The organism is Methylobacterium mesophilicum SR1.6/6 (assembly GCF_000364445.2).
In the GTDB taxonomy this organism is placed as follows: domain Bacteria; phylum Pseudomonadota; class Alphaproteobacteria; order Rhizobiales; family Beijerinckiaceae; genus Methylobacterium; species Methylobacterium mesophilicum_A.
Genome location: NZ_CP043538.1, coordinates 2488850 through 2513120 on the forward strand (window position 1 = coordinate 2488850; position 24271 = coordinate 2513120).

The 24271-nt window shown below is 71.2% G+C and carries 23 protein-coding genes; 11 read left to right on the forward strand and 12 right to left on the reverse strand.

What is annotated here, in order from left to right; translation table 11 throughout:
* Positions 1-83: 83 nt before the first annotated feature.
* A complete protein-coding gene (locus tag MMSR116_RS11845; protein ID WP_010682941.1) occupies positions 84-830 on the reverse strand; it encodes a glucose 1-dehydrogenase in 747 nt (248 codons plus the stop codon).
* A 107-nt stretch (positions 831-937) separates the two neighbouring features.
* Between MMSR116_RS11845 and MMSR116_RS11850 the strand changes: the two genes are divergently transcribed.
* Positions 938-1273 (forward strand): ArsR/SmtB family transcription factor, encoded by a 336-nt coding sequence (locus MMSR116_RS11850; protein ID WP_010682940.1) that lies wholly within the window; start codon positions 938-940, stop codon positions 1271-1273.
* A gap of 44 nt (positions 1274-1317) precedes the next feature.
* On the opposite strand, the gene MMSR116_RS11855 is transcribed toward MMSR116_RS11850, so the two are convergent.
* From MMSR116_RS11855 to MMSR116_RS11880, 6 genes are all read right to left on the reverse strand, one after another.
* Positions 1318-2673 (reverse strand): LLM class flavin-dependent oxidoreductase, encoded by a 1356-nt coding sequence (locus MMSR116_RS11855; RefSeq protein ID WP_010682939.1) that lies wholly within the window; start codon positions 2671-2673, stop codon positions 1318-1320.
* Between the two features lie 146 nt (positions 2674-2819).
* Entirely contained in the window at positions 2820-3035 is a 216-nt protein-coding gene (locus MMSR116_RS11860; RefSeq protein WP_158168866.1) for a hypothetical protein, read from the reverse strand.
* 33 nt (positions 3036-3068) lie between these two features.
* Positions 3069-3611 carry a hypothetical protein gene (locus MMSR116_RS11865; protein WP_039892671.1) on the reverse strand — a complete coding sequence of 181 codons (543 nt, stop codon included), beginning with the start codon at positions 3609-3611 and terminating at the stop codon, positions 3069-3071.
* 79 nt (positions 3612-3690) lie between these two features.
* Entirely contained in the window at positions 3691-4200 is a 510-nt protein-coding gene (locus MMSR116_RS11870) for a hypothetical protein (RefSeq protein ID WP_010682936.1), read from the reverse strand.
* Positions 4201-4250: 50 nt separating this feature from the next.
* Positions 4251-4931: a divIVA protein gene (locus tag MMSR116_RS11875; protein ID WP_010682935.1), complete on the reverse strand. Its 681-nt coding sequence runs from the start codon at positions 4929-4931 to the stop codon at positions 4251-4253.
* A 475-nt stretch (positions 4932-5406) separates the two neighbouring features.
* Positions 5407-6672: an NAD(P)/FAD-dependent oxidoreductase gene (locus tag MMSR116_RS11880; protein ID WP_010682934.1), complete on the reverse strand. Its 1266-nt coding sequence runs from the start codon at positions 6670-6672 to the stop codon at positions 5407-5409.
* Positions 6673-7428: 756 nt separating this feature from the next.
* Between MMSR116_RS11880 and MMSR116_RS11885 the strand changes: the two genes are divergently transcribed.
* From MMSR116_RS11885 to MMSR116_RS11895, 3 genes are all read left to right on the forward strand, one after another.
* Positions 7429-8409, forward strand: a complete 981-nt coding sequence (locus MMSR116_RS11885; protein WP_010682933.1) for an aliphatic sulfonate ABC transporter substrate-binding protein — start codon at positions 7429-7431, stop codon at positions 8407-8409.
* Positions 8409-9197, forward strand: coding sequence for an ABC transporter permease (locus tag MMSR116_RS11890; RefSeq protein WP_010682932.1), 789 nt, complete (start codon positions 8409-8411; stop codon positions 9195-9197). The genes MMSR116_RS11885 and MMSR116_RS11890 overlap by 1 nt, the downstream gene beginning before the upstream one ends.
* 74 nt (positions 9198-9271) lie before the next feature.
* Positions 9272-10054, forward strand: coding sequence for an ABC transporter ATP-binding protein (locus MMSR116_RS11895; RefSeq protein WP_039892668.1), 783 nt, complete (start codon positions 9272-9274; stop codon positions 10052-10054).
* 178 nt (positions 10055-10232) lie between these two features.
* Here the strand turns inward: MMSR116_RS11895 and MMSR116_RS11900 are convergent, their stop codons facing one another.
* From MMSR116_RS11900 to MMSR116_RS11910, 3 genes are all read right to left on the reverse strand, one after another.
* Positions 10233-13394: an efflux RND transporter permease subunit gene (locus MMSR116_RS11900; protein ID WP_010682930.1), complete on the reverse strand. Its 3162-nt coding sequence runs from the start codon at positions 13392-13394 to the stop codon at positions 10233-10235.
* The gene (locus tag MMSR116_RS11905; RefSeq protein WP_010682929.1) at positions 13387-14493 is read right to left on the reverse strand and encodes a hypothetical protein; all 1107 of its coding nucleotides are present in this window, start codon (positions 14491-14493) and stop codon (positions 13387-13389) included. Before MMSR116_RS11905 ends, MMSR116_RS11900 begins: the two co-directional genes overlap by 8 nt.
* A gap of 241 nt (positions 14494-14734) precedes the next feature.
* Entirely contained in the window at positions 14735-15133 is a 399-nt protein-coding gene (locus MMSR116_RS11910; RefSeq protein WP_010682928.1) for a hypothetical protein, read from the reverse strand.
* 378 nt (positions 15134-15511) lie between these two features.
* On the opposite strand from MMSR116_RS11910, the gene MMSR116_RS11915 reads away from it, so the two are divergent.
* From MMSR116_RS11915 to MMSR116_RS11930, 4 genes are all read left to right on the forward strand, one after another.
* Positions 15512-16273: a LamB/YcsF family protein gene (locus MMSR116_RS11915; protein ID WP_010682927.1), complete on the forward strand. Its 762-nt coding sequence runs from the start codon at positions 15512-15514 to the stop codon at positions 16271-16273.
* Positions 16270-17001 carry a 5-oxoprolinase subunit B family protein gene (locus tag MMSR116_RS11920; protein ID WP_010682926.1) on the forward strand — a complete coding sequence of 244 codons (732 nt, stop codon included), beginning with the start codon at positions 16270-16272 and terminating at the stop codon, positions 16999-17001. The genes MMSR116_RS11915 and MMSR116_RS11920 overlap by 4 nt, the downstream gene beginning before the upstream one ends.
* The gene (locus MMSR116_RS11925) at positions 17001-18068 is read left to right on the forward strand and encodes a biotin-dependent carboxyltransferase family protein (RefSeq protein ID WP_010682925.1); all 1068 of its coding nucleotides are present in this window, start codon (positions 17001-17003) and stop codon (positions 18066-18068) included. The genes MMSR116_RS11920 and MMSR116_RS11925 overlap by 1 nt, the downstream gene beginning before the upstream one ends.
* 62 nt (positions 18069-18130) lie before the next feature.
* Positions 18131-18919: an aldolase gene (locus MMSR116_RS11930; protein WP_010682924.1), complete on the forward strand. Its 789-nt coding sequence runs from the start codon at positions 18131-18133 to the stop codon at positions 18917-18919.
* Positions 18920-18928: 9 nt separating this feature from the next.
* Here the strand turns inward: MMSR116_RS11930 and MMSR116_RS11935 are convergent, their stop codons facing one another.
* Positions 18929-20176, reverse strand: a complete 1248-nt coding sequence (locus MMSR116_RS11935; RefSeq protein ID WP_010682923.1) for a lytic murein transglycosylase — start codon at positions 20174-20176, stop codon at positions 18929-18931.
* 218 nt (positions 20177-20394) lie between these two features.
* On the opposite strand from MMSR116_RS11935, the gene MMSR116_RS11940 reads away from it, so the two are divergent.
* The 3 genes from MMSR116_RS11940 (at position 20395) to MMSR116_RS11950 (ending at position 22675) form a co-directional block, all read left to right on the forward strand.
* Complete coding sequence (locus MMSR116_RS11940; RefSeq protein ID WP_010682922.1) at positions 20395-20889, forward strand: SRPBCC family protein; 495 nt, start codon at positions 20395-20397, stop codon at positions 20887-20889.
* A 147-nt stretch (positions 20890-21036) separates the two neighbouring features.
* A complete protein-coding gene (gene pyk, locus MMSR116_RS11945) occupies positions 21037-22449 on the forward strand; it encodes a pyruvate kinase (RefSeq protein WP_010682921.1) in 1413 nt (470 codons plus the stop codon).
* A 97-nt stretch (positions 22450-22546) separates the two neighbouring features.
* Positions 22547-22675, forward strand: a complete 129-nt coding sequence (locus MMSR116_RS11950) for a hypothetical protein (protein ID WP_010682920.1) — start codon at positions 22547-22549, stop codon at positions 22673-22675.
* Positions 22676-22916: 241 nt separating this feature from the next.
* Here the strand turns inward: MMSR116_RS11950 and MMSR116_RS11955 are convergent, their stop codons facing one another.
* Positions 22917-24104 (reverse strand): patatin-like phospholipase family protein, encoded by a 1188-nt coding sequence (locus MMSR116_RS11955; RefSeq protein WP_010682919.1) that lies wholly within the window; start codon positions 24102-24104, stop codon positions 22917-22919.
* Positions 24105-24271: the final 167 nt, after the last annotated feature.

Here is a 24271-nt window from a genome sequence, read left to right on the forward strand (position 1 = left end):
GTCCATGTCTTTGCGAAAACTGGTTACTCGTTTCGGTCAGAGACGCGCGCAGGCCTTCCGCCCGCGCGCGGGCGGTCCGTGCGTCAGCGGATACCGCCGCCGACGTTGATCTCCTCGCCGGTCACCCAGCGGGCGCCGTCCGAGGCGAGGAAGGTGACGACCCCGGCGATGTCGTCGGGCTGGCCGGCGCGGCCGAGGGGCGTCTGGGCGACCAACCCCGCTTCCATCTCGGAGCCGGTGACGCCGGCGGTGCGCGTCCCTTCGGTCACCACGTAGCCCGGGCTCACCGCGTTGACGCGGATCTTGCGCGGCGCCAGCTCGTTGGCCAGGACACCGGTGATCGCGTTCAGGGCGCCTTTCGTGCCGCTGTAGACGGCCGTGGTCGCAGGCTGGAGGCTGGCGGCCACCGAGGAGATGTTGATGATACTGCCCCCCGCGCCGAGATGCGTCGCGGCGGCCTGGGTGGCGAGGAGCACACCGAGCACGTTGACGTCGAATTGCCTGCGGTAGTGCTCCTCGGTGACCTCCGCGATCGCGGCGAATTCATAGACACCGGAATTGTTGACGAGGATGTCGAGCCGGCCGAAGGCGGTCACGGCGGCGTCGATCAGACCCTGCGCCTCGGCGCGCTTGGAGACATCACCTTGGACCGCGATCGCCTTCCCTCCGGCTCCGGTGATCGCCGCCACCACCGTGTCGGCGCCCGACTTGCTGGACACGTAATTGACCACGACCGCGGCCCCTTCCTGCGCGAGGGCCTTGGCGATGGCGGCACCGATGCCCTTCGAGGCGCCTGTGACCACGGCGACCTTGCCAACCAGCTTTGACATGTGCGCGTACCTTCGACATGGGCCGGCTCCGGGATGGTCGCCTCGGTCCCATAGTTCGGGATTTCGGAACTAACGGTCACGCGCGCAAGACCCCATATGGTTGAAAGATGAGGCCGCTTCTTCACCCCGCGATCGACGACGTACAGCCGGAGGCGATCCTGCACGCGCTCTCCGACCCCGACCGGGCGACGATCTTCGCCCGGATCGCGCAGGCCGGCTGCGTCGAGACCTGCGCGACGGTCTCCGCCATGGGCGACCGGGTGATCCCGAAATCGTCCCTGTCCAGCCACTTCAAGGTGCTGCGCGAGGCCGGTCTGATCCGGTGCGAACGCCACGGCGTCGAGATGCGCAACCACGCCCGCTGCGCCGAGATCGACGCCCGCTTCCCAGGGCTCCTGGCGGCGATCCTGACGGCCTACGCGGCAAAGCGTTCAGAGCGCTGAGGCAAGCGCCGGACGGCATCCGCCGGGAGAGGTCTCCGCCGCGCTCAGTGCGCCTCCGCCGGCGGCTTGGCCAGCCACTTTGCCAACGCCGCGGGCGGCCGGGACCCGATATTCCCCCGCAGCGTCCGGCTCTCGTACTCCGTGCGGAACAGGCCGCGGCGGCGCAGTTCCGGCAGCACCAGTTCGATGAAGTCGTCGAGGCCACCGGGCAGGGTCGGCGGCATGATGTTGAAGCCGTCCGCGCCGCCGGCCCGGAACCGCTCTTCCATCTCGTCGACGATCTGGGCGGCCGTGCCGACGATCTGCGAGTGGCCGCGGGCACCGGCGATGCGCAGGTAAAGCTGGCGGAGAGTCAGCCCCTCACGGCGGGCGAGGTCGAACATCAGTTGCTGGCGGGACTTGATGCCCTCTGTCTCGGGCAGATCGGGGACAGGGCCGTCGGGATCGTAGCCCGAAAGATCGTGGCCGCCGATCATGCGCCCGAGTAACGCGAGCCCGACGACAGGGTCGATGAGATCCTGCAACGCCTCGAACTTGGATCGCGCCTCCGACTCGCTGCGACCGACGACGGGGAAGAGGCCCGGCATGATCTTCAGATCGTCCGGCGACCGGCCGAAATGCGCCATGCGCGCCTTCAGGTCGCCGTAGAACGCCACAGCCTCCTCAAGGGTCTGGTTTGCCGTGAAGACGATCTCCGCGGTCCGCGCCGCGAGGTCCTTGCCGGGGCCCGAGGCGCCGGCCTGCACCAGAACCGGCTGCCCCTGCGGCGTACGCGAGATGTTGAGCGGTCCGCGGACTTCGAAATGTTTACCGCTGTGGTTGAGCGGCCGGAAGCCGTCCGGCTTCGAGAACTGCCCGCGTTCCCGGTCGATGAGGACCGCGCCGTCGTCCCAGGTGTTCCACAGGCCGAGGACGACGTCGACGAACTCCTCGGCCCGCTCGTACCGGTCGGCGTGACGGGCGATCCGGTCGCCGCCGAAATTGGCGGCTTCGGCATCCGTGGCGGAGGTGACGAGATTCCAGCCGGCGCGGCCGCCGCTGAGGTGATCGAGCGACGCGAAGCGGCGCGCGACGTTGTAGGGCTCGTGGAAGGTCGTGGAGGTCGTGGCCACCAACCCGATGCGGCTCGTGACCGCCGCCAGGGCCGAGAGCAGCGTCACCGGCTCGAAATGGGTCGAGCGTGCCGTGCGCTCGCTCGACCGCAGGTCGAGGTCGCGGATCCCCGAACCGTCCTCCAGGAAGATCAGGTCGAATTTCGCGGCCTCGGCGCGGCGTGCCCAGCCCACGTATCGCTCCAGGACGAGGCCGCCGTCAGCCTCGCTGGAGGGATGGCGCCAGCCCGCCACATGGTGGCCGGTCGCGTAGAAGAATGCGCCGAGGCGCAGGGAGTCCTGTCTCATCGATCCGACCGATTCCGGGGGCGGCCAGCTCCGAGCCGCGCGAGGAGGCAGGATTTTAGCGAACCAGACTGCGGCGGCGAAACGTTCGTTGCGCGCGGCTGCCCTGTCCGAAACGGCGCCGTGTCCGCCGCCCGATCGTCGACCGCTCAGAGATACGAGAGCCGCAGTCGCCACTCGCCGTCATCGACCGGCTTCTCGGCGATCGCCTCCGATGCGGCCGGCTCCGCCCGGGTGATCTGATCGGCGAAGCTCCGGTCGACGGGATGGTCCATTGTCGAGACGCAGCCGCCGAGCAGCGGCGCGACCAGTCCCGCCAGGACAAGCATCCGCTTGGACGCGTGAGGGGCACCGATCGCGCTCACGGTCTCATCCGATCATGGTCGCCGCGACGGCATTCAGGCGGCGACCCGTTCGGCGGCCGGCATCAGGTCACGACTCGCCTGCTCGATCCGTTGCAGCCAGTCCTCGGCGGCCTGCGCGCGGAGTTCGGCGGCCTGTGCCCGGGCCTCCATGGTCTGCAGCTGCGCCGAAGCTTCCCCCTGGAGTTTCTGCAGCCGCGCCTCGGCCTGCGCCTCGCAATCCCTGAGCTTCGCCTCGCCCTGGGTCTTGCACTCGCGCAGCAGCACTTCGAAGGCGCGCAGCTCCTGCTGGGACCGTTTCAGGTCCCGCAGCAACGCCTCCTGCTCGGCCGCCTGCTCACGCAGGCGCAGCTCCTGTTGCTGGGCGGCGCTCTTGGCGGCGGTCAGCGTGTCGAGCACGCCGGTCCAATCCGAGGCCAACCGGCGCGGTGCGACGGGGACGGCGGCAGCAGGGTTCTCGATGGCGCCTCCCTGGACAGTCAGGCTCTGCGGCGCCGGCGCAGCCGGCACGCGCGCCGGGCCTTCCGGTCGCTGCGCGATGATCTGCGCATCGAGGTTGGCCCAGAAAGCCTCGTCCATCGCGGGCATCGCACGTCCCTTTTCCTGTCACTGATCGAAGGACTGATCGGAAGCTTGTCCGGCCGCGACGCCGGCGGCGTCAGACGTCCAGCGTCCCGGTCTTGCGCGGCGCGGGCTCGACGACGAACTCGGATTCGATCGCTTCGGAGATCCGGCGCAGCCAGTCCTCGGCCGAAGCGGCGCGCTCTTCGGCGGCGCGGGCCCGCTCCTCGGCTGCGCCAATCAGGGAATCCGCGCGGTTCTGGATCTCGCGGGTGCGCTGCTCGGCGGCACGGACCTTTGAGTCGGCTTCGCGCATGTCGGCGCGGACCTGCTCCAGGAGTTCCTGAACGCGCACCTCGTAATCCTGCGCGCGATCCTCGACCTGCCGGATATACTGGGCCGCGCCGCGGACCCGCTCCAGCACGCTCGGCCACTTGCCGACAACGGCCTCGGACGACGGAGCGCGGGCCGGCGGCGGGCTGGTGGGAATCGCGGCCAGCACGACGACGTTGGCGGGCGCGGCGGAGGTGTCACTTCCGGAAGCCGGCGCGCTCGAATCCTGGCGCTCGGTCGGCTCCTCAGCCGTGTTCCATCTCGAGTGTTCCATCGTCAATCCCGGAGCCCGTGTCTGGAAAATCGGGGCGACGCCCTCTCGTCTCAGGCGTCGGCTTGGCTCATGTGGCCACCCAGAAGGAGGTTCTTCGCCGCCGCATCGATGCGGGACAGCCACTTCTCCGCGGTGTCCGCCCGCATCTCGGCGACACGAACCTGCTCCTCGGCCGCGCGCACCCAGGCTGCCGCCTCGGCCTGGATCGTCCGCACCCGGGCCTCGGCCTCGGCGCGGATCTCCTCGACCTGGGCATCCGCATCGGCCTGGATGCGCTGGAGCCGGATGTCGGCATGGGCCTCGATCTCGTGGGCCCGCATCTCGGAGAGCTGAAGTCGCTGCTGCGTCTCCTTCAGCTCACGCTTGAGCATCTCGATCGCGCTGTCGTGCGTCTCGCTCTGGTTACGCAGACGCCGCTTCTGCTCGTCGGCGAGGCCGACCATGCCGTTGATGATGTCGAGGGTACTCATCCAGTCCGACACCGACTCGTCCTCGGCATCGCCCTCCTGCGAGGCCGCGACGGGCTTGGCATCGTTGACGGCCGGCTCCGGCAGGACCGGCGCAGCCGGCTCCTCGCCCTCGTGCCGCAGGCGCAGCGCCGGCGCGTCCGCACCGGAGAACGTGGGTTTGAGCCGCAGGATTTCGGCGGACGGTTTCTCGACGATGCGGTCGAGACTTTCCGCGACCTGCGTCAGGATATGAGACCAGGAGGCTGTCGGTGCCGCGACCATGTCGTTATCTGCCCTTCCTCGAGCCGGACGTGGCATGATCCAGACACAGCTATGGTTAATGACGTGTTAATCGGGAAAGCGGCCGATAGCTTTTCATAAGCTCTGCCTAACCAGAATTAATTTTCGGCCGTCGCAACGGGCGCCATCGACTGTCGAAGCGAACCTGAATTCATCGGCCGGGCCGGGCTCACGACGAATGCCGCGGCGGTCTCGCAAGCCCGCAGCCCGCACGGCGGCAAGATCTGCGCGCCGGATCCGGAAGATCAAAGCGTTCAAACGGCACCGGAATTTCGGCCTGACCGGCGCAGGCGACGCCGCATATCCTGCCGCGACGCGCGCAATACGAAACCCAGGGCCGTGATCAGCGACAAAGCACGCTGGACACGACATGACGGCCCCGTCGGGCGAAGCGTGCGTGGTGCGCGGGCGACGCCGTCAGCCGCGGCGTCCGGCCGTCGGAAATCCGTGATCGGCCTCACCCGCGACTGGCCGCGCCCTGCGTCGCCGGCGGCGGCTGGAGGATCGGTGCGGCGGCCGCCCGGATGCGCTCCGGGTCGCGGTCCAGGGGCGGGTAGATGCGGCTGCCGTTGATCAGCCGCTTGGTCGCCTTGGCGGCCGCACCGGAGGCGACCAGCGCGCCCCGGTCCCACCCGGCGGTGTAGACGGCGCCCCAATCGCCGAGGTCGAGCACCGTGACGTAGTCCGGGGCCGAGAAGCGCAGGCGACGCTCCGGAAGGCCGGCGAGATCGCAGACCGCGTTGTGGCCTGCGAACCGCCCCATCGGTCGCGCGTGCTGGCAGGACATCACCGTCCGATGGCCCGCCGCATCGGCGACGGCAGCGGCGATGTCGCCGGCCCCGTACAGATCCGGGCAGCCGGTGACCTGCAGGTACGGGTCCACCGGCACGCGCCCGAGCGGATCGAGGGGCAGGCCGAGCCGGGCGGCGAGCGGGCTGGCCTCCATGCCGGTCGCGCAGACGATCGTCCGCGCCGGGATGCGCGTCCCATCGGCCAGTGTCAGTCCGTCGGGATCGAGCGCGGCGATGCGCGCCTCGGGGAGGCCGACGACACCGGCGGCCGTCAGCGCTGCCTGGATCGCGGGCTGTGCAGCCTCTCCCATGGCACTGCCGATCTGCGCCGCGTGGTCGATCAGGATCGTCCGCACCGGACCGGCGCGCCCCGCCCGGTCCCGGGCCGCCGTGAGCCGGGCGGGGAGCTCGCAGGCGAGTTCGAGCCCGACGAGCCCGGCACCGATGACGACCGCCGTCCAGAGGCCCGGCTCGTCCGGTCCCGGACCGGTGCTGCCGAGCCGATCGATATGGGCCGCCAGAGCCTGCGCGCCCTCGTAGGTGTCGACGTCGAAGGCGCTCGCGATGCCCGCCACGGCCGGCCGGCGCAGGGTGCTTCCGGCCGCCAGGATCAGGCGGGCGTAGGGCAGCGCGGAGGGCCCGGCAGACTGCTCGTCCACGACCGTCACGCTGTGCGCCGCCGGATCGATCTCCGTGACGCGGGCCTGGAGGCGGCGCACGCCGATCGGCGTGAGGACGTCGTCGAGGGGCACGCGCAGCGGGGTCAGATCGGCCTCGTAACAGCGCACGCGGATGACGTGGAAGGGACTGGGCGCGATCAGGGTGACGCCGCAGGCATCGCCCAGGCCGAACGCGTCGCGCGCCCGGGCTGCGGATGCCGCGGCCCAGAGACCGGCAAAGCCGCCGCCCACTACGACGATCTGCTGCGCCATCGCCCATCTCGCTCATCGACCACGCGGTGAACTCTGGCCGCCCTCACGAGATGTACAGCGCGTGCAGGACCTCGCCAATCTTCAGCGCCCGCGAAGAGCGGCCTGTCCAGTTGAAGGCCTTTGGACGACGTTCCGCCCCATCATCCGGCGCGCCGTAGGGAGACCCGGAATACAAGAACACCGGAGGTTTTGAGACCTGGCGCGTCGGCGGGTGTGGATTCCGGGTGCCGCGACGCGGCCCCGGGATGACACGGGGTGACAAGGACGGAGCGGTCACCGGCGCGTCGCTCCTGAGAACGTAACGACGGCTGATCGTCCGGTGGCGATGAGAATGTTCACCCATACCGCGCCGGAGCCGGAGACTACACGCAGATCGGTCGGTGACCAGGGTCTGGAACCCGGGAGGACGATCTACGTCCCGCCTCGCCGCCACGGCGCAGAAGCGTCTCCCAGATCGGCGCGAGGCCGAAGAATCTTGTCCGCAGAGGCGGAAGTAGAGAAAGCGCTTTCGTTGACTCTCTGGCTTGAGACCAGGATGTTGTATTCAGTGTCTGCGACGGGGATCCCAAGGCCGAGAATGACGACGCGAGAGCCGCTCGGCGGTGACCCCAATGGGTCCCTGTGCGCCGCCGTTTGCCGGCCGCATCGCTGACTGCACCCTCCGGCCAATCCCGACTCGATCCGGCCCAACACGGTTCCGCGCATCCGCCCCCGGGAACGGTCGCCCATCCCATCCCGCACCTTGAGGTCCCTTCCATGCTCTCGACCCGCCGATCCCTGCTGGCCGCCGGTCTCGCCCTGGCCTGTCTCGGCAGTGCGTTGGTGCGAGAGGCGCGCGCCGACGATCCCAAGGAAGTCCGCCTCGATTGGGCAACCTACAATCCGGTGGGCCTGCTCCTGAAGGAAAAGAGTTTCCTGGAGGAGGCCCTGGCGCCGCGCGGCATCAAGGTGCGCTGGGTCCAGTCGCTCGGCTCCAACAAGGCGCTCGAATTCCTGAACGCCGGCGCCATCGATTTCGGTTCGGCGGCAGGCGCCGCGGCCCTCGTGGCGCGGATCAACGGCAACCCGATCAAGGCCATCTACGCCTACTCGCGCCCCGAATGGACCGCGCTGGTCACCCGCAAAGACACCGGCATCACCAAGCCGGCCGATCTCAAGGGCAAGCGCGTCGCGGTCACCCGGGGCACCGACCCGCACATCTTCCTGATCCGCGCGCTCCAGGCCGCCGGGCTCACCGAGCGCGACGCCAAGCTCGTCCTGCTCCAGCACCCGGACGGGCGCACCGCCCTCGATCGCGGCGACGTCGATGCCTGGGCCGGCCTCGACCCGATGATGGCGGCCGCCGAGATCGAGAACGGCGACGTCCTGTTCTACCGGGATGCCGCCGCGAACACCTGGGGCCTGCTCGACGTCCGGGAGGAGTTTGCCAAGGCGAATCCCGACCTCGTCCGGACCGTGATCGCCGCCTACGAGAAGGCGCGGGCCTACGCGCTCGCCAATCCGCAGGCGCTGACTGCGGCCCTCGTGGCGGCCACCAAGCTGCCGGAGCCGGTGATCGCCCGCCAGATCGAGCGCACGGACCTGTCGCAGCCGGCGATCGGGCCGGCCCAGGCCGAGTCGATCAAGGCGGCCGGCCTCGCCTTGCAGCAGGCCGGCGTGATCCCGGCCGGGACCGACGTGCCGGCGGCGGTCGACGGCCTGCTCGACCCGGGCTTCAACCCCGCCCCCGGGCGGTGATGCCTGGAGTGCCGCTCCTGCGGCGGAGCGGTCGTGCCGGGCTCGGCCTGCTCCTGCCGCTCCTGCTGGCGCTCAGCTGGGAGGTCGCGGTCGATACGGGCCTCGCATCCGGGCGCCTGCTCCCGCCGCCGAGCCGGATCGGTGCCACCCTGTGGGCGCTCGCCGCCTCGGGCGACCTGCAGATGCATGTCGAGGCCACCCTCCTCCGGGTCGGGCTCGGCTTCCTCTGCGGGGCGGCGGCTGGGATCCTGGCCGGCGCCCTGGTGGCCACGGTGCCGGTGCTGCGCTGGCTGATCGACCCGACCCTGCAGGCACTGCGCGCGGTTCCATCCCTCGCCTGGGTGCCCCTGTTCATCCTGTGGTTCGGCATCCTCGAGACGCCGAAGGTGCTGCTGATCGCCGTGGGCGTGTTCTTCCCGGTTTATGTCGGGGTCTCGGGAGCGATCGCCTCGGTGGACCGGAAGCTCGTCGAGGTCGGGCGGATCTTCCGGCTGTCACGCCTCGCGCTGGCCCGGCGCATCCTGCTGCCGGCGGTCCTGCCGGCGACCCTCGTGGGTCTGCGCACCGGTCTCGGCCTCGGCTTCCTGTTCGTCGTGGCGGCGGAGCTGATGGGCGCATCCGAAGGCCTCGGCTACCTGCTGGTCGATGGTCAGCAGTTCAGCAAGCCCGATCAGATCGTGGCGGCGATCATCGCCTTCGCGCTGGTGGGCAAGCTGGCCGACATGGCCCTCGTCTCGCTGACATCGCCCTTGACGCGGTGGCAGGATACGGCGCGAGAGAGCCTGTGACCGCCGGCGCCGATCTCGCCGCGACCACCGGCTCAGTCGTCACACCAGCAGCCACGCCCGGACCAGAGACGCCCGTGCTCATCGTCGACGACCTCTCGAAGACCTACGCCGACGGCACGCGCGCGCTGGAGGGGATCGGCCTGTCGGTGCAGCAGGGGGAGGTCGTCGCGTTGATCGGCGGCTCTGGCTGCGGGAAGACGACGCTGCTCCGGCTGATCGCGGGACTCGACCAAGCCAGCCGCGGCCGCGTTCAAGTCGACGGCGAGACCATCCGCGAGCCGCACCCGAGCGTCGGCGTCGTCTTCCAGGAGCCGCGGCTCCTGCCCTGGCTCGACGTGGCGGGCAATGTCGGCTTCGGGCTCACCGGCCTGTCCCGCTCCGAGCGGCGCGCGCGCGTGACTCGCGCTCTCGAGCGGATCGGCTTGGCCGAGCACGGCGGCCGGTGGCCGCGCGAGCTGTCGGGCGGGCAGCAGCAGCGCGTCGCGATCGCCCGAGCCTTCGTGGCCGAGCCCCGGGTCCTGCTCCTGGACGAGCCGTTCTCGGCGCTCGACGCCTTCACCCGGAAGGGCCTCCACGAGCAGCTCTTGGACCTCTGGTCCGAGTCGAAGCCGACGATCCTGATCGTCACCCACGATGTCGGCGAGGCGGTGACGCTGGCCGACCGCGTGGTTGTGATGCGCCCACGGCCGGGACGCCTCGACGAGACGGTGCCGGTCAGGCTCGCGCGTCCCCGCGACCCGGTGGCGGCGACCTACGAGGAGGCGGTGCGCAGGGTACTGGCGGCCCTGGATCGCTCGCTGAGGCCGGCCGCGGCCAGCCGCCAACCCGTGCCCGAGACCCGCGCCAGCTGGTGGTAACCGGCATACGGCATCTCAAACCGTTGCCGATCGATGCCTTCCACCCCCGTCTTGGCGAGCGGAGCGAAGCGATCCAGACGGCGCCACCTCCATCCAGATCGCGCCACCCTGGACCCCTTCACACTGCTCGTGATGACGGTGAGGATGCGTCAACCGAAGTGTCCCGTCGGAAATCGTATCAGGGCCGGGCTGGCGTGAACGCCCGATCTCCGGGCTCCTCCGAGCGGAACCGGGCGAAGCGCAGGGCGAGCACAGGCAGGATCAAGAGGTTCAGCACCGTCGAGGTGACGAGGCCGCCCAGGATGATCAAAGCCATCGGGCCCTCGATCTCGCGGCCGGGCTCGCCCGCGCCGAGCGCCAGCGGCAGCAGCCCGAGTCCGGTGACCAGCGACGTCATCAGGATCGGCACCATCCGGTCGGCCGCGCCCTCCGCGGCGGTGGCGGCGTTCCATGGGAGACCGTCGCGGATCACCATCTGCTCGTAATGGGCGATCATCATCACGCTGTTGCGCAGCGAGATGCCCGCCAGGGTGACGAAGCCGACGATCGAGCCCAGCGAGAGCACGCCCCCGGTGAGCGCCGCCGCCGCGACCCCGCCCACGAAGGCGAAGGGCAGGTTGACGAGGACGAGCATCAGATTCGCCGCCGAGCCGGTGACGATGGCGAGCAGCACCACGATGCCGAAGCCGGCGAGCCCGGCGTGGATCAGCAGGTCGCGCCGGGCCGCTTCCTGCGCCTCCGCCGCCCCCGAGAAGGTGACGTAGACTCCCTCGGGCAGTCGCACCTCCTTGGCGATCTTGCGCTTGGCCGCCGCCACGAAGCCCGCCATGTCGCGCCCGGCGACATTGGCGGTGACGGCCTGGACCCGCTGCGCGCCCAGATGCTGCACCTGATAGCGGCCCGCGCTCTCGTAGACGTCAGCGATCTGCGACAGGCGGACATAGCGGCCGCCAGGTGCCCGCAGGGGCAGGTCGCCCACCGCGCTGAGACGGCTTCGCACGCCCGCGTCGAGGATGACCAGCACGTTGAAGACGGCGTTGCCGCGGTAGGCCTGACCGACCACGTCGCCCTGGTAGGCGGTACGGACCGCCTCCAGAACCTCCACCGGATCGAGGCCCCAGTGCCGCAGATCGACCGGGCGCAGCGCCACGGTGACCTGCGGCAGGCCCGCCGGGGAGGCTTGCTGTACGTCGCGGGCGCCCTTCACCTCGGCAAGTTCCCGCGCGACCGAGCGGGCGGCCGCCTCGATCCGGTCAAGGTCGCTGCCCACGACGTTGACCACGACGAGGGCGGTGAAACCCGACACCGTCTCCTCGATCCGCTCGGTCAGGAAGGTCTTGAGCGAGAAGGCCGCGCCGGGGAATCCGGCGATCAGGTCGCGGATCGCGGACTCCACGGAGCGCTGGGCCGCCCCGTCGAGGCCCGGCTGAAGATCGATGTGGATCTCGCTGTAGTGGGGTCCCGCCGTATCCTCGCCGGCCTCGGCGCGTCCGATCTGCGCGGCCACGGCGCGCACGCCCGTGATCCCCTTCAGATCCCCGGTGAGAAGCGCGCTGAGCCGCTGCGATTCCTGCAGGGAAGTGCCGGGCACGGCGACCATGTGCAGGATCATGTGGCCCTCCCGCAGATCGGGGAGGAACACCGCCCCGAGGGTTGGCAGGATGGCAGCGCCCGCGAGCGTCACCAGCAGGCTCCCCAGCATCGCGAGGCGCGGGACCCGGCTGATCCCAGCGAGCAGCCGGAGATAGGCCGCCCGGCTCCAGCGCACCACCGGGGGCTCACGCGGCGGCGCGGCCTCGCCCCGCGCCATCCGGCCGCCCAGGAGCAGGAGCGCCAGCGCCGGCGTGACGGTGAGCGCGACGAGCAGCGAGGCGACGACCGCGGCGATGTAGGCCAGCGCCAAGGGTCCGAACAGGCGACCGGCCACCCCGGTCAGCGAGAGGACCGGCAGGAACATCAGCAGCACGGCGAGCGTCGCGTAGGCGACCGACGTGCGCACCTCCAGCATGGCGGCCAGCACGACCCGGGCCGGCCGCTCGCCTCTGGCCGCCCTCAGACGGCGCGCCACGTTCTCGACGCCGATCACCGCGTCGTCGACCACCTCGCCGATGGCCAGCGCCAGGCCGCCGAGCGTCATGGTGTTGAGGCTCTCGCCCCAGGCCTGGAGCGCCAGCGCGGCGGCGATCAGCGACAGCGGGATCGCCGCCGCGCTGATCAGCGCGGCCCGCCAATCCGCCAGGAAAACGAGGAGGACGATCACCACCAGCACCCCGCCGAAGGCGAGGGCCTGGATGACGTTGCCGGTCGCGACATCCACGAAGCTCGCCGGGCGGAACAGGTCGGCGCGGAGGGTTATTCCCTCCCGGTCGAGGACCGGACGCAATTCGGCCAGGGCGGCTTCCAGCCGCGCGGTGACCGCACGGGTGTCGACCCCGACCTGGGCACCGACCATCAACAGGACGCCGGGCTTTCCATCCACCAGGGCCGCGCTGATCGCCGGCTCGGGGGCGGCCGTGACGGTCGCCACGTCGGAGAGAACCACGCTCGCCCCGCCATCGTTGTGGAGAACCGTCCGGCCCAAAGCCTCCGGCGTGAGCGACTGGCCCTCGCTCCGCAGCAGGACACGCTGGTTCGGCGTGTCGACGAAACCCGCACCGCGCACGCCGGTGGCCTTCCGGGCCGCCGTCAGCACGTCGTTGAGGCCGATCTGGAAGCGGATCAGGTCGTCCGGCCGGACCTGCACCTGCAGCGCGCGCACGGCCCCGCCGTAGATCGACACCTGGGCGATGCCCGGCACCGCCTGGAGGCGGCGGCGCACGGTCCATTCGGCCACGTGGCGCAAGTCCATGGCGTCCCGGGCCTCGGCGGTGAGCCCGACGAGGAGCACCGTGAGGGTCGAGGAGGTGAGCGGCGTCATCGCCGGCGTGGCGACGCCGTCGGGCATGCGCCCCGCCAGGGCCGCCAGCCGCTCGTTAACGCGCTGGCGGATGCGATCGACGTCGCTGCCGGGCTTGAACGCGGCATTGATCACCGAGAGGCCCTGGATAGAGGTGGAGCGCAGGGTCTCCAGCCCCGGCAGGCCGCCGATCGCGACCTCCACCGGCTGGGTGACCAGCACCTCGACCTGCTCCGAATCGAGGCCCGGCGCCTCGGTCTGGATGGTCACGATCGGCGGTGCGAATTCCGGGAACACGTCGTAGCGCGCGCCCGCCAGCACGTAGAGGCCGAAGGCGAGTACCGCGCAGGCGAGCGCGAGCACCACCCGCGGCAGCCGCACGGCGAATCCGACGAGAAACGCCTGGGGGCCGCCGCGACCGGCCGCGCCCGGCGGCTCAGTCATCGTCATCCCCCACCACCCGGATCCGGCTCTTCATCTCTTCCGAGAGGAGCGCCTGACCGCCGCGCAGAACGATCTCGCCGCCGTCCGGCAGATCGGTGACCACGTAGGCATCGGCCGACATCGGCGCGTCGGGCCGCACCGGATGCCGGACGAAGGCGCCGTCGCCGGTGCCGCGATAAACCCAGGTGCTCCCCTCGCCGTGCACGACGGCATCCTCGGGCACCAGGACCCCGCGGACCGCGCGCGCGGCCGGCAGGAATGCCATGGTGCTGGTGCCGGGCAGGAGGCCGCTGTCGCCGGAGACCAGGTAGAAGAAGCTCTGGCCCTGGATGCGCGGATCCGTCCGGGTCGCCGCCGAGACCAGCCGCAGCGCGACCCGCTCGCTCTGTGGCGGAACCTCGGCGAAGGCGGCCTGCGGCGGCTGCGGAAGCGTCTCGCCCGGCGGCAGCGTCACCTGAACCAGGAATTCGGCCCGCTCGATGAGGCGCGTGACCAGGGGCGAGCGCTCGACGATCGCCTTGCCGAGCACCGATCCCCATTCCTGCCGCGCGGTAGCGGCGAGCGTCCGCACCTGGGACTCGGCCGCCGTCACGGCAGCCCGATCGGTGAGCAGGGTGCCCTCGGCGGTCTCGATCTGCGCCACCGCCACGACGCCCGCGCCGAGGCTTCGCGCGCGCCGGGCGGCGCTGCCGGAGACCTCGACCCGCGCCTGGGCGGTTTGAAGCGCCGCGACGGCGCCCGCGTAGCTGTTGGCGAGTTCCGTCACGCGGGCGATGTCGAGCACGCTTCCGTACGCGGTCAATTCCTGCCGGTGCAGCACGGCCGGGCGGACCTCGGCGACGAGGCCGATCCGCTCGCGCTCGGCCGCCGACAGCCGCACGAAGGTGCGCCCGTCCTCGACGGCGGTGCGAGGGGCCGGAAGGTGCACCTCGGCGACGCGCTCGGTGCGGAGATTCGGGATCAGCGGTTCGAGTCGCTCGCGCAGATCGGACAGCAGCGGGCCGGCCCTGGCGCGCAGATCGGCGCCGGCTTGCGTGAAAGCGCCGCCGACGACGAGCAGCAATCCCCCGATGAGCAGGAAAGCTCGCCCCCGACCCACGACATGTCCTCCCAAGCGCAATTGCCGAATCTACCCGACTTTGACGCCAGATACACCGGCTGAGCCGATCTCAAACCGGGCCCAGGGCGAGAATTCGGTGCAGGGGAACGTGCCTGTTGCGGATATGTCGAACCGGCCTCGCCGTGCGGCGCGCGGGTTTTCGCGGGGGTCCAGATACAGGCAAGCCCGCCGCGGCTAGGCCGGGCGGGCTTGCACAGGTGCTTCGACTATCAGATGCGGATCAGCAATCGTCTTTCGAGGCCGGTGCGGTCTGGCTGTCGGCGGCGGCCTTGTTCATCGCGCCCACGGTGCCGGGAGAGGCCGGCTGGTTGCCGCCCGCGAGGTTGGCGGCCGCCGGATCCTTCGCGTTGGACTTGGCGTTGGCATCGGTCGGCGCCTGACGCTCGGCGGTCTGCGTAGCACCGGCGTTGTTCATGGCGCCCACGGTGCCGGGCGAAGCGGGCTGGTTGCCGCCAGCGAGGTTCTTGCTCGACTTGTCGACGTCGGAGCTGTTGGGGTTGGAAGCCTGCTGGTCCGGGGACTTGGCCTTCGTCGTGCCGGTGCTGCACGGCGCGGCAAGGGCGGGGCTGGCAGCCAAGGCAAACAGCGCGAACGCACCGGCCAGGTGTGAAACCTTCATGTAACGCTCCTCCAGAGTTTTCAGAGGGCTCAAGTGCCGGATCGACCCGGTAGTTCCGTGGAAAAACAGGAACTTCGGATCGTTCGACCGGCGCCACGGGTTCTGGACTGTCCATTGGCACCATCTGGACACAGCGACGCCCCTTATCGTCGGTGTCCAAGCTGCGCTGCCGCTTCCCGATGCCGCAGATCAGCCGGGCGGCCTGCCGCGGCGGTGACGCGTCGGAGGCCGGCCGGGCCGGGCCGGCGGATTCAAAACGGCGAGGCGGCATCGGGCATCGGCCTTGCACCCGTGGAGGCGCCCGCGCGACTTCTGATAAGGAACCGCGTTGGATGAACGCGGGCGCGGCGGGGGCGCCTCGGCAAGGGAGCGGGACCGTTGATCAGCGTGGACCTCAACTCCGATCTCGGCGAGGGCTACGGCGCCTACGCCTGCGGCGACGACGCGGCCATCCTCGGGATCGTGACCTCCGCCAATGTCGCCTGCGGTCTCCACGCGGGGGATCCCGAGATCATGGCCAGCACCTTCGCGCTGGCGAAGGAACGCGGCGTCGCGGTCGGCGCCCATCCGGGCTTCCCGGACCTCTGGGGTTTCGGCCGACGCCGGATGCCGTTCAGCGCCCCCGAGATCGAGCGCCTCGTCGCCTACCAAGTCGGCGCCGCGCAGGCGCTCGCCGCCTATGCCGGCCACCGCATCACCTACGTGAAGGCTCACGGGGCGCTGGCCAACGTCGCCGCCGAGGAGCGGCCGGTGGCCGACGCCATCGCCCGCGCGGTCCGCGCGGTGGACCGCGATCTGGCGCTGCTGGCCATCGCGCTCACCGCGCAGGTGCAGGCGGCCGAGGCCTGCGGCCTCGAGGTTCACCAGGAGATCTTCGCAGACCGTGGCTACACCGAAGCCGGGCTCCTGATGCCGCGCAGCCAGCCGGGTGCCCTGATCACCGATGCCGGCGAGGCTGCGGATCGGGTCCTGCGCATGGTCGAGACAGGGGCGATCCTGACGGCGGGGGGCACGGCGCTGCCAACGCCGATCCGCTCCATCTGCGTGCATGGGGACTCGTCCCACGCGGTCGCCACGGCCCGCGCGGTCCGGACCCGGCTCGAAGGCGCGGGCGTCGCGCTGGCGCCGTTCCGGCCGTGAGCGGCGGGGCCGACGAACCCCGGCTCCTCGACGCCGGCGAAGCCGCACTCGTGGTCGAGTTCGGCACCACCGTCGATCCCGCGATCAGCGATCGGGTTCTCGCGCTGGACGATGCCCTCGGCGGAGATCCGCCGCGGGGCCTGCGGGAGCGTGTTCCGACCTACCGCTCGCTGATGCTGCACTACGATCCCCTGGTGCTCGACCGCGAGGCGCTCGTCGCCCGGGTGCGGTCCCTGACGGCGGGCGCCGCCCGCGCGGCCACGCCCACCGTATGGACGCTGCCCTGTTGCTACGACGCCCCGCACGGGGAGGACATCGCCCAGGTGGCCGAGCGCTCCGGCCTGACACCGGACGCGGTGGTCTCGACCCATGCCGGGGTGACCTACCGGGTCTACATGTACGGCTTCGCCCCGGGTTTCGCGTATCTCGGCGGCCTGCCGGAGGTCCTGGCGGTCCCGCGCCGGGCCAGCCCACGGCCGCCCCACCCGAGGAACGCCGTCATGATCGGCGGCGGTCTCGCGGCGGTCGCCACCGTGCCGATGCCGACCGGCTGGTACGTGATCGGCGCCACGCCGGCGCGTCTCTACGCGCCGGAGCGCGACCCGAGCTTCTTCGTCGGCGCGGGCGACCTGCTCCGCTTCGAGCCCGTGGACGCCGCAGCCTTCGACGCGCTGTCGGCCCGCGAGGCGGCGGGCGAGCCGGTCGCCCGCCGCGGGGAGGCCCGCTGATGGGTGCGCTCGTGATCGAGGCCGCGGGCCCCGGCGTGACCCTCCAGGATGGCGGCCGTCACGGCTACCTGCGCTACGGCATCACGGCCGCCGGGCCGATGGATCCGCTGATGCACGCCACCGCCAACCGCGCGGCCGGCAATCCCCTCGATGCCATCGCCATCGAGATCTCCACCGGCGGCGTGACGGTCGCCGCCGAGGACGGCCCGCTCGGGATCGCGCTGGTCGCCCCCGGCTTCCGGATCGCCCTCGACGGCGCGACGCTGCCCGGCGCCGTCGCGCTGACGCTGGCCCCCGGACAAACGCTCGCCGTGCGGGCGGGCGATGCGGGATCGTGGGGCTATCTCGCGGTCTGCGGCCGGCTCGACGTGACCCCGGTCCTCGGCTCCACCGCCACCCATACCCGCTCGGCGCTCGGCGGCCTCGACGGTCGCGGCCTCGCCGCCGGGGATCGCCTGCCGGTGGCCGATGATCGGCCGGCCGACGGGGCGCCGCACAGGCTCGTCATCCCCTGGCTTCAGCGGGACGCGCGACCGATCCGTGTCGTGCTCGGCCCGCAGGACGATTATTTCGCGCCCGACCAGATCGCGGCCTTCCTCGATGGGCCTTGGACCGTCTCGCCGCGGGGCGACCGCATGGCGTGCTTCCTGGACGGGACCCCGCTGGCGCACGCCCGCGGCCACGACATCGTTTCCGACGGCGTCGCCATGGGGGCGATCCAGGTGCCGGGGAACGGCCTGCCGATCGTGCTGATGGCGGACCGGCAATCCACCGGCGGCTACCCGAAGATCGCCACCGTGATCGGCGCCGATCTGGGACGCCTTGCTCAGGTTCGGGGCGGGACGCACCTGCGCTTCCGAAGCGTCACCGTCGCCGAGGCGGTCGACGCCCGCCGTGCCGAGCGCGACGCGCTTCGCGAGCCCGTAGCCCGCGAGCCGGTGGTGCGCACCGATTTCGCGTCGGACTTCCTGCTCGGGCTCAACCTCGTCGGCGGCGTGACGGACGCTCATGCCTGGCCGTCCGAATCCGCGCCCGGGGCGCCTCCGCAAGACCGCGCCGGCGGGTAAGATGCGCGTCAGGCCGGGGATCCCGGCCGCCCCTTCGCACGAGAACAGGAAGGCCTTCACGCATGGCTCACGCCGTCACCGCCCCGGGCACGCCGCCCGTGCGCAGCAACGAGCCCCTGAACGCCGACAGCGTGCGCCGGGCGCGCGTCGATCTCGCCGCCTGCCTGCGCTGGGCCGCCCGCCACGGCCTGGAGGAAGGCATCTGCAATCACTTCTCGGCGGTGCTGCCCGAGCGGCCGGACCTGTTCCTGGTCAATCCCTACGGCCTCGCCTTCGCCGAGGTGACGGCGTCGAGCCTGCTGCTCTGCGACTTCCACGGCAACGTCGTGGAGGGCGACGGCCAGCCCGAGGCCACCGCCTTCCACATTCACGCCGAGCTGCACCGGTTGAAGCCCCGGGCCCGGGCCGCCTTCCACACGCATATGCCCTACGCGACGGCGCTCGCCATGCTGGAGGGGCAACCTCTGATGTGGGCGGGCCAGACCGCGCTCCGCTTCTACGGGCGCATTGCGGTGGACGAGGACTACAACGGTCTGGCCCTGGACGCGCAGGAAGGCCAACGGATCGCCAGCGCCGCCGGCGAGGCCGACGTGGTGTTCCTGAAGAACCACGGCGTGATGGTGCTGGGCGAGACCATCGCGGAGGCCTGGGACGACCTCTACTACCTGGAGCGGGCCGCGCAGGCGCAGGTGCTCGCCTTCAGCACCGGCCGGACCCTCAAGGTCGTGCCCGAGGCGATCGTGAAGCGCGTGGCGGCCCAGGAGGCCGCCGGGCGCGCCGAGAGCGCGCGGCTGCACCTGGAGAGCGTCAAGCGCGTCCTCGCCCGGGACGAGCCGGCCTTCCTGGCCTGATCGCCGAGTTCAAGGCGTCGCCCGAATCCGCTCCAGCACGGGGGCGTCGGCGTAGCCGTCCGCCGGCAGGCCGACCGAGACCTGGAAGGCCCGGAGTGCCGCCCGGGTCTTCGGCCCGATCTTGCCGTCCACGATCCCGGGGGCGAAGCCGCGCTCGGCGAGACGGTTCTGCAGGTCGCGCCGCTCGTCCGAGGTCAGCGGCCGGTCGCCCCGCGGCCAGTCGCGCGCGAAGCCCGGGTCGCCGCGCAGGCGGTCCGACAGATGCGCCACCGTGAGTGCGTAGGCCAAGGCCGTGTTGTAGCGCAGGATCACCGCGAAGTTCGGCCTGAGCAGGAAGGCCGGGCCCCGGATGCCGGCGGGCAGGATCAGGGTCGCCTCCGCGGCTCCGTCCGTCCACGCGCGATCGGCGACCGGACGGACCCCCAGCGCCCGCCACGCGTCGAGGCTGCGGGAGGTGGTCTCGTCGGCCAGGGCGGCGTCGAAGCCCGGGGGCAGGTTCACCTCCGAACCCCAACCCTCATCCGGGCGCCAGCCGTGGGCGCGCAGGTAATTCGCCGTCGAGGCGAGTGCGTCGGGGACCGAAGTCCAGATATCGCGCCGGCCGTCACCGTCGAAATCGACGGCGAAGCGCTGGTAGACCGTCGGCATGAACTGGGTGTGGCCCATGGCGCCGGCCCAGGATCCGGTGAGACCACCGGGCATCCGGTCCAGCGGCGCCGCATTCCATGCCAGGATCTGGAGGGCGGAGGTCAGCTCGTCGCGCCAGTAGCCGGATCGGGCGGGATCGCCGCAGGCGAGCGTCGCGAGCGAGCGCACGACCGGCTTCACCACCGCCGGATTGTCGAGCACGGCGCCGTAGCTCGACTCGACGCCCCAGAAGGCCACGAGGATGTGCCGGTCGACGCCGTACTGGGCCTCGATGGCCGCCAGGTTGTCGGCGTGCTCGGCCAGCTTACGCTGGCCAGCCTCGATGCGGGCCGGGGTGACGCTGGCCTCGATATAGTCCCAGATCGGCCGGACGAACTCGCCCTGGCTCCCTGTCGCGGCGATCACCTCCGGATCCGGCGTGAGGCCGGCGAGCTGCGCCTCCGCGACGCCCGTCGGCACCGCCCGCGCCTGCGCGGTGGCGACGAGGTCGGCGCGGCAGGTCTCGAAGGGCGGAGCGGCCTCCGGAGCCGCTTGCGCCACCGCGGGCGCGAGGCCGCAGACGATTGCGGCCGCGCGGACCGCCTGGGACATGCGCGCCGTGATGCTCATCGCGGGCTCCGGTGGTCGAGATCGAGCGGGGCGCGGGATTCGGGCCGGCCGTGCCGAGCGCCTTCTAGGGGCAGATCGATCGCGTGTCGCCTCCGGGGCGGGGCGGCCTGATCACGAGCCTCTCGGCGGCGCTCCCAATCTTCGCGTCGCCCCGCTCCGGCGACGGATCATACGTCGCGCCCTACATCCCCCGCGATACCGCGAGGGAGCCCGATCGCGTGACCCGCATTGCCCTCGCCGGAAGCCTGGTGGCGATGGTCGCGGCCGGACCGGCCTGCGCCCTCGAAGTCACCCGCAGCCGCGATCTTCCCGCGCCGCCCGCCGCCGTGTGGGCGCTCATCGGCGACTTCTGCGCGATCCAGTTCTGGCATCCGCAGGTCGCGCGCTGCATCCTGTCGGCCGACGATGACGACGACGGCATCCGCGCGCAGATCCGCGGCCTCGTCGTGAAGGGCGGCCTCGGCACCGTCGTCGAGGTGGAGACCGCCCGGGACGAGGCCGGCATGAGCTACAGCTACAGCTTCATCCAGGGTCCGCTGCCCGTGCGCGCCTACAATGCGACCCTCGCGGTCCGGCCGAACGGGCCCGGATCCACGGTGGTCTGGAGCGCGACCTTCGACGCCGAGGGCATGAGCGACGCCGATGCCGTCGCCGACATCGCGGGCGTCTTCGACGCGGGACTGGCCGGGATCGCCCGCGAGGCAGCCAGATAACGGGTGGCCGAGTCTCCGGCGCCCGCTGAAAATGCACTCGTCCGGCACTGCCCCCCTCGCCGCGGACGGTCCCGGGCCCGATGTGAGCGGCGTCGGCGTGCAATCGCCCGCCGATCCCGGAGTCAGCCTCAGGAGCCCGAGACCCTCATGCGCCGACACCGCCATGCCAAGATCGTCGCCACCGTTGGACCCGCCAGCTCGACGCCGGAGCAGCTGCATGCCCTGTTCCTCGCCGGGGTCGACACCTTCCGGCTGAATTTCAGCCACGGCGTCCAGGCCGACCACGCCAAGGTCCACGCCGCGATCCGCAACCTCGAGAAGGAGGTCGGCCGGCCGATCGGCATCCTTCAGGACCTGCAGGGACCGAAGATCCGGATCGGCACGCTGCAGGGCGGACGCCTGGACCTCCAGGCCGGCGAAATGGTGCGCTTCGTCCTGGAAGGCGACGAGGGCGACAAGCAGGCGATCCCGCTGCATCATCCGGAGATCTTCGACGCCGTGGTTCCCGGCCAGGAGCTCCTGATCGACGACGGCCGGGTGCGGGTGCGGGTCACCGGCCCGGAGCGGACCGCCATCACCGCCGAGGTGGTCACCGGCGGCCCGATCTCGAACCGCAAGGGCGTGAACCTGCCGGGCACGTTGCTGGATCTCTCGCCGCTGACCGAGAAGGACCGTGCCGACCTCGCCTTCGGCCTCGACCTGGGGGTCGACTGGGTGGCCCTGTCCTTCGTTCAGAAGCCCTCCGACGTCATCGAGGCGCGCGGCCTCATCGGCGAGCGCGCCGGCATCATGTCGAAGATCGAGAAGCCGCAGGCGCTGGAGCGGATCGACGACATCATCCAGCTCTCCGACGCCGTGATGGTGGCCCGCGGGGATCTCGGCGTCGAGATCCCGCACGAGGACGTCCCGGGGCGGCAGAAGGAGCTGATCCGCGCCTGTCGGCGCGCCGTGAAGCCGGTGGTGGTGGCCACCCAGATGCTCGACTCCATGGTGAACGCCCCGGCGCCGACCCGGGCCGAGGCCTCGGACGTCGCCACCGCCATCTATGACGGCGCCGATGCCGTGATGCTCTCGGCGGAATCGGCCACGGGCCGCTACCCGGTGGAGGCCGTGGCCATGATGGACCGGATCATCCGGAGCGTGGAGGGGCACAAGCTCTACCACTCCATCGTGGCCGCCCTTGAGCCCGGCGAGGAGGAGACCCCACCCCACGCGGTGGCGACCGCCACGGCCGATCTCGCCGAGGCTGTGCATGCCGCCGCGATCGTCGCCTACACGGCCAGCGGGACGACGGCGGCCCGGGTCGCGCGCAAGCGCCCGGCTTCCCCGATCCTGGCGCTCACCCCGAACATCGGGACCTCACGCCGGCTCAGCCTGCTCTGGGGGGCGCACAGCGTCCTGACGGAGGATGTCGACAGCTACGAGGAGATGACCTCGAAGGCCTGCCACCACGCACAGGACGAGGGCTTCGCGAAGCCCCACGACATCATCGTGGTCGCCGCCGGGATCCCGTTCCACACCGCCGGCAACACCAACAACATCCGGCTCATGCAGGTCTGAGGCGGTCGCGGGTCGCGGGTCGGTTGGAACGCGGCCCGCGCCTCACCCGTTGAACCGAAAGCTGCGCCGTTGTGGCGTTCTACCGGAGGGCCGACCCATGAACCTGATCGGACGCATCGTCACCAAGCTCCTCGGCAACGAGAACCGCCCCGTCGATCGCGACGACCGGAACGCCAGCTCGGCGACGCCGATCGGCCGCCTCGTCACGAAGATCCTGGGCAAGTAACCGTCACGGTCGCCGCGCCCACCCCAGGGCGCGGCGCCAGTCCGAGGAGCCCGGCGCCCGAGCGCGCCGATCAGCGACCGGTTTCCCAGACGCGCCCTCATCCTGAGGCGCCGAAGCGGAGCGGAGGCCTCGAAGGAGCCCTCCCGCTAGCACCGCGATCCCTGGAGCTCTCCTTCGAGGCCCGCTGAGGCGGGCACCTCAGGATGAGGACGTGGGATGGGATATCGCGCCGTACAGGCGCTCAGTTCGCCACCGCGCTCGCGGTCTCCTTCAGCGTCGGCGCCGCCGGGACCGTGTGCTGCCAGAACGTGCCGGTCCGGCCCTTCTCCAGACCCTCCTCGTACAAGGCCCGCATGTAGGCGGTGTCGAATCCCTTGGAGGCCGGTACCTTCGGGCCGCCCTCATCGATGTAGGTGAGATTGAATCCAATCCCGTTGTTGCGCGCCAGGGCGTAGGTCGCCGTGAGCGTCGCCCGCGAGCGGGCCCGGCTGGCCGTGGTGAAGGAGCGCTCCACGATGGAGAGGGTGTTGTCCTTCGTGACCTCGAAATCGGGCTCCAGGCGCCCGTTGATCACCACGTAGATCTCGGCCTTGCCACCCGTGCGGATGCGGCGGTCGCGCAGGAGCAGGGTCTGTGGGAGGGTGAAGACCGGCGTCACCACCGAGCCGTCGACGTGCATCTCCTGGAAGCGCGCGTCGCCGGCCGAGACGTCGATGAATTGCGGCGGGAAGACCGCCGGGATGCTGGCGGAGGCGGCCAGCACGTCGCGGAACAGCTCCCGGGTGTTGGGCGCGCCGCTCGCCGCGATGGCACCCATGTTCCAGATCACCGCGCGCTGGGAATCCAGGTTGGTGGTCACCACGAGCAGGCGCCGGCCCTTGGCGTGCTCCTCGGCCACCGCCCGGATCAGGTCCGGGGTGACGTAGCGGTCGATCAGGTTGCGCAGGCGCCCGTCGCCGAACAGGCCGGACCCGAACAGCACGTTCGCGATGTTCGGCGAGGCCACCAGTTCGCCGGCGACGCCGCTGGTGTAGAACTCGGTGAGGTACGCGTCGTAGGCGGAGCCCAGGAACGCGAAGGGCGCGATCAGCGCGCCTGTCGAGACACCCGACACCAGGGTGAATTCGGGGCGCTTGCCCGAGGCCGTCCAGCCGTTGAGCACGCCCGCCCCGTACGCGCCGTCGCCGCCGCCGCCGGAGAGCGCCAGATAGGAAAAGCCCGAAGATCGGCGTTGCGGGTTGGCCGCCAGCTCCGCGATCGTCTCCACAGACGCGTCCGCGAAGACCCGGGCGCCGGGAATGCCCGGCACGGTGGCGAAGGTCGCCTGCTCGGCCGTGTAGGGTGCGCGCGGAACGCTTCCGCAGGCCGCGACCTGACCCGCCAGCCCGAGCACGGCCAGCGCGCGCAGGCCCATCTGACGGAAACCCATCGTCCTCACCCCGATCCGTGGTCCGCGACCACTGTGCCATACGGAACGAGCTTGGCCGTATCGCCCGTTCCCGCTTTGCCGGCAACGGGGCGCGATATGGCCGCGCTGTTGCGCTGCGGTCACGATCCCATCGGATCACGGCGCGAGCGAGGCCGTTGCGGAATGCG